The following is a 12,143-nucleotide window of genomic DNA, read 5'->3' on the forward strand; positions in this document are numbered from 1 at the left end:
TTTGAAGCTATGCAAAAAGATCGTTCTGATAAATAGAAAGGCTTGTTTTCCCCTTCGCTTTATCGAGCAAAATGGCTTGAAGAACAATTATGTTTAACACAACCTATTTTAAAGGACGCCGGATCCTAATTTTGCTTCAACATTTTTGGCCAGACAATTTCTAGTTTGTCACCAGGCTCAATATTTTCAAAGAAAGTAGTTTCGACGCCGTTTTTAAGTAATTGAAAGCTTCCATTTGCTTGGGAAGGCATTTCGATTTCTACAAAATTAAATAAATCTTGGAAAATAAAGGGCTTTAGCTGTTTTTGATGCGCTATAAGATGATCGCCATCTTTGATTAAATCCTCAGCATGGAGAGCTTGCCCATTTCTTTGAATTTCAGTGACTGTTTTCGTTAGCTGAATTTCTTTTCCGTTAAAGTAGACCGGAATTGAGTGTGAGAGCATGAACTGTTTTTTATCAGCAAGCTCTTGAATGGTAACGGTTTTTTTTGCTTCAACCATAATCTGATCTTGATGTTCGATGGTATGATTTAATTTTGTTTCTAAGCCATTTTTGTAAAGCTTCCCGGAAAAGGAAGGAATAATGGTATCCTTTTGATTCAAAGTGACCCGGAAAGGCTTTAGCTGCAGGAAAAAATGTTCTAGATCAAGGGCGTTGAATGCCTCCTCAATTGTTTCTGGTATTTTATATTCGATCTTGTCACGATCCTCAATAATTACTTCAGGAGATACCTCTATACCATTGCGTGTAATAATGGGTTCAAGCTCATAGTTTTTGCCATTGATTGTTATCTTTTTAGTAGGGATTTCATCAAGCAATTCGTGAATTTTTAAGCTTGTTTTTTCCCCATCTCTTCCTCTTTCAAGAGTTAAGATATCTCCATTTTTTACAACATCATCAAAAGAGCAAGCCTCGCCATTAATGAATAATTTTGGAGGGCTCCCGTGTTGTCCCGGGATTGTGATTTGCTGTCCATTTAATGAGACGATCATGGCTAATCCAGGTTTACCATAAAGTTTATTCATCTTGATCCCCGCTGCAAGGAGACAATCTCCAACCGTTAATTTCTTTACTTCGAACAGGCGGACAGGCTGTTCATTCACATATACCGTTACATAATGTACAGGTGTTTTTTGTGCGGCAATGGCGATCCCAATAGGGGTTACAAGCTCTGGACCTTTTGTAATGCTTTCATCAAGCGTTAACGATGTAATGGCATCAATACCGCGAATGGCAACGCGATTAACAGGTAAATTTAGTCTTTCAGCAATTCGCTGCGATAAATCAGGGGTCTGGCTACCTCCACCTACGAGCATTACCGCCTTCGGTGACTTTTGCCCGTTTAATCGGTAAATTTCATCACAAATGGCTGTAGCTAGTCGATCGATGGCAGGGCCAATTTGTGCAATCATTTCTTGTTTTGGAACCTCCGATTCAAATCCCAATATATCCGTGATCGTCACGCTGTCCTTTGTATTAATTTCCCGTTTCGCTCTTTCTGCTAAAGGAAAATCTAATAAAAATTGATCGCTGATGGCCTCCGTAATTTCGTCGCCAGCAATTGGCACCATTCCATATGCAATAACCGTACCGGAATCAGTTAAGGCAATATCTGAGGTGCCGGCTCCAATATCGACAAGAGCAACGTTTAATCTTCTCATGCTCGGAGGAATCAAGACGTTAATAGCAGCGATTGGCTCAAGCGTCAAAGCTTCCATTTCTAAACCCGCTCGATGAAGGGCTGAGATTAAAGATTCGACCACAACTTTTGGCAAAAAAGTTGCAATAATCTCTACGGACGCCTCGTTTCCCTGCTGATCAATCAAGCTTCCAATTTCTTCTCCATCTAAGCGATAATAGAGAACGGAGTAGCCGACACAATAATAATAATGGCTTGAATCTTCTTCATGTTTTTCAGCTACAAGGCTTTGTGCCTTTTGAACCGTGCTTAATTCAAGGTGAAGAATGTCTTCTTTCTGAATCATGGGCTTCCCTTTAATATCAATAGATACCATTGCTCTCTCGGTTTTTAGAGCTCTTCCCGCTGCGGCGACACTGACTTTTTTTAGCGGCCCATGTTTTTCTTCTAGCTGTACCTTGATTTCAGTTATAATTTTGGATACGGATAGTACATCATGAATTTGGCCGTCCAGCATGGCACGTTCTGAATGTTCGATCGCGAGCATATCGACAACATGATAATTTTGCTCATTCTCTTCCAAAATGATTCCGACAACGGAACGAGTACCAATATCTAAGGCAAACAATTTTTTCTTTTCTAGCAAAACGATACACCTTCTTTAACTATTAATCATACGATTAATCATATACTCCATAAATACTTTAATGCTTAAAAGCGTTTAATTATTAAAGAAAAGTACGTGACATTGATAATAAATTCATATATAATAACTCTAATTATACAGAAATGTCTCTCATTTAAACAGGGCATGCAACAATATTTCTGAATGTGTAAAAGTAAAGGCAAAAAAGATTCGAAAGGACGGGAAAAAATGAGCAATATGAAACTTGAAGAATTGCGAGATCGTGTTGACGAACTGAACGTTCAACTACTTAATCTAATTAATGAAAGAGCACGACTTGTGCAAGAAATCGGACGTGTTAAAGAGACTCAAGGTGTTAATCGCTACGATCCGGTTCGTGAACGCAAAATGCTAGACTCCATACTTGAGAAGAACGACGGTCCTTTTGAAAAATCGACATTACAGCATCTGTTTAAAGAGATTTTTAAAGCAGGCTTAGAATTGCAGGAGGATGATCATCGTAAAGCTTTGCTTGTTTCGCGTAAGAAGCAGCCAGAAAACACAATTGTTGAGGTAAAGGGAGCACAGATTGGTGCTGGTGCACAGCAATTGATTTTCGGACCGTGCGCAGTGGAATCTTATGAGCAAGTGGCAACTGTTGCTGAAGCGGTGAAAGCAAAAGGGTTGAAGCTATTGCGCGGAGGTGCCTATAAGCCAAGGACATCTCCATACGACTTCCAAGGTTTAGGTGTTGAAGGGCTGAAAATATTAAAAAGAGTAGCCGATGAGTATGACTTGGCTGTTATAAGCGAAATTGTGAACCCGGCTGATATTGAAATGGCAGCTCAATATATAGATGTTATTCAAATTGGTGCCCGCAATATGCAAAACTTTGAGCTATTGAAAGCAGCCGGGGCTGTCAATAAGCCAGTCCTGTTAAAAAGAGGCTTAGCGGCAACTATTGAAGAATTCATCAATGCTGCAGAATATATTATGGCGCAAGGAAACGGACAGATCATTCTTTGTGAGCGCGGCATTCGCACATATGAAAAGGCAACAAGAAATACGTTAGATATTTCTGCGGTCCCAATTTTGAAGCAGGAAACGCATCTGCCAGTTCTTGTAGATGTGACACATTCAACTGGTAGAAGAGATCTCCTTCTTCCAACAGCAAAGGCTGCATTAGCGATTGGCGCTGATGGTGTAATGGCAGAAGTACATCCGGACCCAGCGGTTGCTCTTTCAGACTCTGCACAGCAAATGGATCTAAAGCAATTTGATCAATTTATGGAGCAGCTTGTCGCTTCTTCGTTAGTACGAGTATAATCTCTTCTTCATACACAAGAAACAGTCTTCTGCTTTTGGCAGAAGGCTGTTTCATTTTGGCTTAAATGGCTCTTTGAGTGTTAGACACACCACTCCACATCTTTACGGGTGTTTTTTGAAGCACTAAATAGAAGCAAAATTTTTAAGGTAGGGGATGGAAAAAAACAATGGAAGAAATAGATGCTCTCAAAAATAATTTCAGCATGATCTCGATTTTATGAACATCAAGGAGAAAATACTTTTATAAAATCCGATCCTGATCGCAAGCTTCGTCTAATTTTTATTAGCTAAAGGATTGTCGACAACCTGCAATGCTTATTCAGAGCAATTCTATGAAAAATAAGGGATTTTGTTATCGATTTTCGACTTTTTTGTAAAAAAATTAGTCTTGACATTGCGAGAGATAGTGGAGTGAAGTATTATTAAGTACATAATTACGCACTAAAGCGTGTTAATATAGGTTAAAATAAAAATAAATCATTGTTTTGAATAAGGAGTCGATTGTGATGAATATAACGATATACGATGTGGCAAGAGAAGCTAACGTATCGATGGCTACAGTTTCGCGTGTTGTAAACGGGAATCCTAATGTAAAGCCTGCTACAAGAAAAAAGGTATTAGAAGTCATAAGCCGATTAGGCTACAGACCCAATGCAGTGGCGAGAGGACTGGCAAGTAAGAAAACAACTACTGTCGGAGTGGTTATTCCGGATATCTCAAGTACTTTTTTCGCAGAGCTAGCCCGAGGGATTGAGGATATCGCGACCATGTACAAGTACAATATTATTTTGAGTAACTCGGATCAAAACAAAGAAAAGGAACTTCACTTATTAAATACCATGCTTGGAAAACAGGTAGATGGAATCGTGTTTATGGGCGGAAATATCACTCAGGAGCATGTGGAGGAATTTGAAAAATCTCCTGTACCAATTGTATTGGCTGGTTCTATTGAAGAAACAGAACAGGTTCCATCTGTTAACATTGATCATGAGCAAGCGACATATGATGCAGTTTCCTCTTTTGTAGAAAAAGGTCATAAGAAGATTGCTTTCGTGATTGGACCATTTCATGAGCCTATTAATGAAAAGAAAAAATTAACCGGGTACAAGCGCGCTCTTCATGAAGCCGGTATTGATTACAAGGAAGAATTGGTCGTTGAGGGAGACTATACGTACGATTCTGGAATTGAAGCCTTTGAAAAACTAATGGAGCTTGAGGACAAGCCTACTGCCATATTTGTTGGCTCAGATGAAATGGCGTTAGGAGTTGTTCATGGAGCAGAAGATCAAGGCTATAGTGTTCCGGCTGATTTTGAAGTGATTTCATCAGATAATACCAGACTAGCGTTAATGGTGCGTCCACAGCTTACAACCGTTGTTCAGCCGTTGTATGATATCGGAGCGGTAGCCATGCGCTTATTGACAAAATTAATGAATAAAGAGAAAGTGTCAGAGCAAACGGTAATTCTGCCACACCGCATTGAACTGCGTAGCTCTACAAAGTAAGGAGCGATAATAAAAATGAGGACGTCCTGACAATGGACGTCCTCGTTTTTTTATGGTAAAGTCTACGGAATTGATGGAATTTAGGAGAAATAGTCTTTCATGCTTTAATCTTCCATTGTTGATAAATCACCGGTTGGTAAGTCGAGCTCCCATGCTTTAAGGACACGGCGCATAATTTTTCCGCTTCGAGTTTTTGGAAGTTTATCACGGAATTCAATTTCACGTGGCGCTGCATGTGCTGCAAGTCCTTTCTTCACAAATTGACGAATATCTTCCTTTAAATCATCGTTTACTTCGTAACCATCACGGAGGGCAATAAAGGCTTTGATAATTTCACCGCGAACTGGATCAGGCTTACCGATCACGCCTGCCTCAGCTACTGCAGGGTGTTCAACCAGTTTGCTTTCCACCTCAAATGGACCGACTCGTTCTCCTGAAGTCATAATGACATCATCAACACGACCTTGGAACCAAAAATATCCGTCCTCATCCATATAGGCTGAATCTCCAGATACATACCAATCACCTGGCATAAAGTAGGATTGATATTTTTCCTCATTGTTCCAAATGGTTTTCATCATCGATGGCCAACCTTTTTTGATCGCTAAATTTCCCATACGATTTGGTGGCAGTTCATTTCCTTGGTTATCTACGATAGCAGCTTTCACACCTGGAATTGGTTTTCCCATAGAACCTGGGCGTATTTCCATACAAGGGTAGTTGGAAATTAACTGTGCGCCTGTTTCCGTCATCCACCAGTTGTCATGGATGCGACGATTAAATACTTTCATTCCCCATCTAACAACTTCAGGATTAAGTGGTTCTCCCACACTAAGTATATGGCGAAGCTGGCTCAAATCATAATTTTTAATAATCTCATCTCCAGCCCCCATCAGCATGCGAAAAGCAGTAGGAGCGCTGTACCATACGGTTACGCCATACTCTTCAAGCATTTTGTACCATGTATTTGGATCAAATCTTCCTCCAACGATGAGATTGGACGTTCCTGTTAACCAAGGGCCGAATATCCCATATGATGTGCCAGTTACCCAGCCTGGATCAGCCGTACACCAATAAACATCATCATCCCGCAGATCAAGCACCCATTTAGCTGTTTGATAATGCTGGAGCATCGCGTTATGAACATGTAAAACACCCTTTGGTTTGCCAGTTGAGCCTGAAGTGTAGTGAAGAATTAATCCGTCCGTTTTTTCCACCCATTCGATTTCCAGCTTATTGCTTGCCTCTTGAAGATGCTTATTAAAATCAATATATTGTTCGCTCTCTTCAATTTCATGACCAACGAGAAAAATATGCTTTAAAGCGGGTAATTCATCCACTGGAACGCGTTCAAGCAATTCAGGTGTTGTTACCAGCACCTTTGCTTCACTATCTTCGAGTCGGTCACGAACCGCTCCTTCCATAAATGCTTCAAATAAAGGACCAACGATCGCTCCCAGCTTAATGGCGCCTAGTACAGTGAAATATAGTTCAGGTGAGCGGGGCATAAAAATAAATACTCGATCCCCTTTTTCAACATCTCCATAAGTTTTCAGTACATTTCCAGCTTTATTAGTAAGATCTTTCATTTCTTGAAAGGTATACTTTTCATTTCGATTAGCATCACGGTAATATAGGGCGACTTTATTTTTTCGATAGGAGTTTGCATGTTTATCGATCGCCTCATGAGCCATGTTAACCAGCCCAGTCTCGGCCCAAGAAAATTGCTTTTCGACTTCCTTCCAATCGAAGTTTTCATATGTTTCGCGATAGTTTTGTAAGTTATATTCCCCTTGTATAACTGGTAGCGTTTCCAATTTCATTGTAAAAAGTATCCCCCTTTTTTGATATCGTTGTAATTATTATATTACAAATAATTACTTTTCACAATTTTAAAAATATTCATTTATAAAATAATGATAAAAGTCACTAAAATAATAAAAATACTGAAAATTTTGTGAAAGCGCTTTATTGCAAATGAATTCATGTATAATAATAGTAATTATTCATATTGAGGGAATCCCATTATCGGTTTAGGTAGTTAGACTTTGACTGGATCACGTTTAAAAAAGTCTTTTATAAACCAATTAAAATATTAGGTGGTGGAGCCGTGGAACATAAGAAAACATATAATGCGAAAGAACTAAAGACTCCTCATGGAGATTTGATTATCGAAGGTCCGATTTCCTCAGAGACGCTATCACAATTGGAGTTTCATGAGGATTTGGTGGCCTTTCGCCCTGCCGTTCAGCAGCATAAAGCATTGATTGGAATTGCGGATTTGCCTGAAGGGAGAATTATTATCGCTAGGCATAAGCAACTGATTGTTGGCTATGTCACGTATTTATACCCTGATCCATTGGAAAGATGGTCAGAAGGAAAAATGGATAATTTGATCGAATTAGGAGCTATTGAGGTCATTCCGAAATTTCGAGGCTGTCAGGTGGGAAAAAATCTTCTCATCGTTTCAATGATGGATGATGCGATGGAAGACTATATAACGATCACAACGGAATATTACTGGCATTGGGATTTAAAAGGGACAGGATTAAATGTATGGGAATATCGTAAAGTAATGGAAAAGATGATGAATGCAGGCGGACTTGAATGGTTTGCAACAGATGATCCGGAAATCAGCTCCCATCCAGCGAATTGCTTAATGGTGAAAATTGGAAAACGAGTCGATAACGAATCAATCCAAAGATTTGATCAGCTTCGTTTTATGAATCGGTTTATGTACTAAAATCGTTGTCTTTGCCTAAGGAAGTAAAGAGTGTTTAGGAGGTTTCATGATGATTGTCGAAGAAATTATGATTTCGAAGCTGTATACATTAGAAAAAGAAAATACGATTGAAGAAGCGATTCATGTAATGAAAGAAAATCGAATAAAGCATATCCCCATCGTCGATCGTGACATGCATTTAATCGGAATCGTGACGGATCGAGATATAAAGGAGGCAATCCCCTCGATTTTTTTCTTTGATGATAATCGAGAAATTTTACAAAAACCTTTGGAATCGATTATGACTACGGAAGTGATTACAGGTCATCCATTGGATTTCGTCGAAGAGGTCGCTGCCATTTTTTATGAAAGTAAAATTGGATGCCTTCCAATTTTGAAAGATAAAAGATTAGTAGGAATTATAACACAAACCGATTTACTTCATACTTTAGTAGAATTGACCGGAGCTCATCAGCCTGGCTCACAAATAGAAATTCGCGTGCGTAATAAAATGGGGATGCTCTTCCGCCTTTTTTCAGATATTCAAGACTGCAAGGTGAACATATTAAGTGTGCTCGTATACCCTGATAAAAGAGATGAGGATTTTAAAATTATTGTATTAAGGATCCAAACGATGAATCCGCTCCGCTTAATTGAAGAGCTTGAGAAATCTGGGCATGAGGTACTTTGGCCGAATCTTCCGGGGATGGAAGTATGATGGGGGACTCTATTTTTATTTTTTCTGAAGAACAATTGAACTATAAATTTAATAAGGAACACCCCTTTAATCAACTAAGATTAAAGCTCACTTTAGATTTATTAAAGGAAATGAAGGCGATCTCAAGTCAAGATATTGTTGCTCCTCGACGGGCTACTGACGAGGAACTGCAGCTTATTCATGATCCCAATTATGTAATCGCTGTCAAGAAAGCGGGAAATGGGGAGCTGTCGGAGGAGGCAGCAGAGAGTTATGGATTGGGAACAGAGGACACACCTATCTTTCCAGGTATGCATGAGGCAAGTGCATTGCTCGTTGGCGGGACCTTGACGGCGGTTGACTATGTTATGGAAGGTAAGAGCAAGCATGCAGTGAATCTAGGAGGAGGCCTTCATCACGGTTTTCGGGGAAAGGCTTCAGGATTTTGTATCTATAATGACAGCTCTGTAGCAATCAAGTATATTCAGGAAAAATATGGTGCCCGAGTTCTATATATCGATACAGATGCTCATCATGGAGATGGTGTTCAATGGGCTTTTTATGAAGATCCGAACGTTTGCACCTTATCAATTCATGAGACAGGAAGATATCTTTTTCCGGGGACAGGAAATGTCAATGAACGGGGGCAAGGAAAAGGATATGGTTATTCCTTTAATGTACCACTCGATGCCTTTACTGAGGATGATTCTTGGCTGCATGCTTATACAAACTCTGTTCGGGAGGTAGCTGAATTTTTTAAACCGGACGTTATTGTGACGCAAAATGGGGCAGATGCCCATTATTTAGATCCGCTGACACATTTATCGGCTACAATGCGAATTTACCGAGAAATTCCGAAGCTTGCTCATGAAATTGCCCATCAATATTGTGATGGTAAATGGATCGCTGTAGGCGGGGGTGGCTACGATATTTGGCGCGTTGTACCGAGGGCATGGAGCTTGATTTGGATGGAGATGACAGGAAATCAGAATTGCTACGGCGAGATCCCGAAGGAGTGGATTGAGCGTTGGCAGGCAAAAGCTCCCGTCACTCTTCCATCTGAATGGGACGATCCGCAAGGGATGTATCGACCGATTCCGAGAAAAAATGAAATTACTGAAAAAAATGCCCAAACAGTAACGAATGCACTCTATTCAATACGGAGCCGGAAAAAAAGCGAATCGACTTAAGGAAAAAACAAATGTTCAGTTTTCGTTTAAAATAAAGCAGTTGTAGGAGTTAAGAATTCATTCTACAACCGCTTTTTTCTTTTTAGCTGCTAAAGTTTAGTAAAGTGGCGGTGATGAGCATCTATAGTTTAAAATCTTCAATCATTTCCTGCAATTGTTGCGCTCTCATACTTAATGAATCGACTGAGGAAGTGACCTCTTCCATAGAGGCAAGCTGTTCTTCAGTAGCAGCAGCTACAGATTGGATAGTATCTTCTGTCATTTCTGTTTGCTTGGCTACATTTTCAATCGAATTTCTTAATTGGTTTGCTTGTGTCAGCATGCTGTTGATTGAACTGACGATCTTTTGAACCTCATGAGCAACATTTTTTGTGCTATCTGCAATAGTGGAAAAGGTTTCACCTGTTTTGCTTATGAGGTTCATCCCTGCTGCTGTCTCTGTTGTTACTTTTTCCATAGATTCAATTGAGTTAAGAGTGTCTGTTTGAATCGCTCTAACCAATGTGCGAATTTGTTCAACAGATTTTGAAGAATCATCCGCCAGCTGCCTCACTTCATTGGCCACTACCGCAAATCCCTTTCCATGTTCACCAGCTCTTGCCGCTTCAATAGCGGCGTTCAAGCTTAAGAGATTCGTTTGCTCAGCTATTGCTGTTATCGCGTTTAAAATTCCTTCAATTTGCTTTGAACGTGTTCCAAGCTGTTCAATAACATTTGCAGTTAACCGAACAGATTGATGAATGACTTCCATTTGTTTAATGGTATCTTCTACGATACCGTTTCCGTTTTCAGCTTCTTCACTTGACAATGAAGTGGTTGTCCCAACCTCGTGACTAATGCTTGAAATATGAGAAAGCTTTTGGGTAAAGTCTTCCATTAACACCATGTTTGCTTTTGCCTCATCGGCTTGTGTACCTACAATGGAGGTTACGGTTTCAACGGAATTGGTTATCTGGAAAGTTGCTTTTGTTGTTTCTTCAGTGATGGCGAGTAATTGTTCACTTGCAGCTGCAACCTCCTGAGAGACCTCTTGGCTGTTATGAAGGACTTTTTTAAAGGAAGAGAGCATTTTGTTGATTGCCTCTCCAATAATACCGAATTCATCCTTTGATGTGATTGGCACGGTCTTGAGCAGATCACCTTCCGATATTTTGGCAGTGATGCTTTGGATACTTGCTACTTGTTCTTTAATGGCAAGATAGAAGCTGATAAGTAAGTATCCTAATGCGATAATAATAGCGAAGACGAGTGTAACAGTTAAATATAATTGGTTTGTTAATTGCTTGATTTGCGCCGTTAGTAATTTATCCAATTCGTCTGTTTGGTAGGTCAATAACTCGAATATACTATTAATGGTGTCAGTTGTTTTGTCAAAATATAACTCGGGCTCAATGGAGATGGTTGCCGCTAATAAGTCATTCTCAATTATTTGGGTAATTTGTTTTGCTTCAGCAATAGAGTTCGTCGCAAAAGTACCGATGGTGTTTTCCAAGGATGGCTCAAGATTAAAGACAATTTCATATGTGCGCTCTCCTTGGGTGATATATTCTTCCATCATTTTTAACAAGTAGGTTAAATCGTTGTGTTCCTCATCAGTTACCTCCCTCTTAGTAGCAACGCCAACGCCGATAGCTCGTGATTTACCCATGAACTCTGTGATATGTGGAAGAGTCTGTTTTAATAAATTGATTAAATGATTATTTATTAGGGTAGAATCTAATGACAGATTTGTTTCATCAGAAATATTTAATAGAGTTCTAAACATGGCGTCAATGAACTGATTATGTAATTCAATTGATTCAGGGATAGTTAGCGAAAGGGCATCTCGTTTCACCGTTTCCCAATCTGATAGCAGTGCTGTAACATCCTCTTGCACTGTTGAAAGATGCCCCAATTCTTTCAAGGTTTCTGATAGTGAATGTAAATCATTATTGAGCTTTTCTTCTACTTCCTTAAGAGAACTATTTGCTGATCGCTCACCACTTAATACGTTTACTGACAATCCTCGATGCTGTTGAGCAGATTGAATAAGCGGATAAATTTTTTGGAATAGTTCGACTCCAGTTCGTTCTTCTTTTGTAAATGCGATTTCGCTGTAAATGTTGGAGACGATCGTCGAGATTAAGAAGCTGAGCGTAAAGAATACTACGACAAACAGTACAAGGAACTTTTTAAAAAATGAAAACTTGTTTAATAAAACTTTTGCTGGTTTAAACAGTAGTTGCATATTATTTTCTCCTTATTATCCAATGTTTTTACTAAATATAACCAAATGAGAGATATATTTCCGTGACTTTTATCACCTATTCAATGTGAGTATATAGGAAAATAGTCATGTTTTTTTAGGAGGATTCAAAAAAATAGGGGAAATATACATCGGTTTGCGTGACATTTCTCTTGATCGAGACTGATAGGAGTTCTTTTGAGGAGAAGTAT

Annotated in this window: 8 protein-coding genes; 5 read left to right on the forward strand and 3 right to left on the reverse strand. The window is 39.4% G+C overall.

Annotation, left to right across the window (positions count from 1 at the left end; all coding sequences use genetic code 11):
* Window positions 1-125 precede the first annotated feature (125 nt).
* On the reverse strand, window positions 126-2,288 hold the full coding sequence (locus FCJ93_RS17665; RefSeq protein ID WP_137744296.1) for a cell division protein FtsA: 2,163 nt from the start codon (window positions 2,286-2,288) through the stop codon (window positions 126-128).
* A 228-nt stretch (window positions 2,289-2,516) separates the two neighbouring features.
* Between FCJ93_RS17665 and FCJ93_RS17670 the strand changes: the two genes are divergently transcribed.
* Both FCJ93_RS17670 and ccpA read left to right on the forward strand, forming a co-directional pair.
* Window positions 2,517-3,593, forward strand: a complete 1,077-nt coding sequence (locus tag FCJ93_RS17670) for a bifunctional 3-deoxy-7-phosphoheptulonate synthase/chorismate mutase (RefSeq protein WP_095312757.1) — start codon at window positions 2,517-2,519, stop codon at window positions 3,591-3,593.
* Between the two features lie 506 nt (window positions 3,594-4,099).
* Window positions 4,100-5,098 (forward strand): catabolite control protein A, encoded by a 999-nt coding sequence (ccpA, locus tag FCJ93_RS17675; RefSeq protein ID WP_095312759.1) that lies wholly within the window; start codon window positions 4,100-4,102, stop codon window positions 5,096-5,098.
* Window positions 5,099-5,202: 104 nt separating this feature from the next.
* On the opposite strand, the gene acsA is transcribed toward ccpA, so the two are convergent.
* Window positions 5,203-6,921, reverse strand: a complete 1,719-nt coding sequence (acsA, locus tag FCJ93_RS17680) for an acetate--CoA ligase (protein WP_095312761.1) — start codon at window positions 6,919-6,921, stop codon at window positions 5,203-5,205.
* Between the two features lie 287 nt (window positions 6,922-7,208).
* On the opposite strand from acsA, the gene FCJ93_RS17685 reads away from it, so the two are divergent.
* From FCJ93_RS17685 to FCJ93_RS17695, 3 genes are read left to right on the forward strand one after another with little or no spacing between them, the layout of a single operon-like run.
* On the forward strand, window positions 7,209-7,841 hold the full coding sequence (locus tag FCJ93_RS17685; protein WP_095312763.1) for a GNAT family N-acetyltransferase: 633 nt from the start codon (window positions 7,209-7,211) through the stop codon (window positions 7,839-7,841).
* A gap of 49 nt (window positions 7,842-7,890) precedes the next feature.
* The gene (locus FCJ93_RS17690) at window positions 7,891-8,538 is read left to right on the forward strand and encodes an acetoin utilization AcuB family protein (RefSeq protein WP_137744297.1); all 648 of its coding nucleotides are present in this window, start codon (window positions 7,891-7,893) and stop codon (window positions 8,536-8,538) included.
* Window positions 8,535-9,707, forward strand: coding sequence for an acetoin utilization protein AcuC (locus FCJ93_RS17695; protein WP_137744298.1), 1,173 nt, complete (start codon window positions 8,535-8,537; stop codon window positions 9,705-9,707). The genes FCJ93_RS17690 and FCJ93_RS17695 overlap by 4 nt, the downstream gene beginning before the upstream one ends.
* Before the next feature lie 121 nt (window positions 9,708-9,828).
* On the opposite strand, the gene FCJ93_RS17700 is transcribed toward FCJ93_RS17695, so the two are convergent.
* Complete coding sequence (locus tag FCJ93_RS17700; RefSeq protein ID WP_137744299.1) at window positions 9,829-11,934, reverse strand: methyl-accepting chemotaxis protein; 2,106 nt, start codon at window positions 11,932-11,934, stop codon at window positions 9,829-9,831.
* Window positions 11,935-12,143 lie beyond the last annotated feature (209 nt).

Origin of the sequence: Robertmurraya siralis (genome assembly GCF_005502275.1) — a bacterium.
GTDB classification, from domain to species: domain Bacteria; phylum Bacillota; class Bacilli; order Bacillales; family Cytobacillaceae; genus Robertmurraya; species Robertmurraya siralis.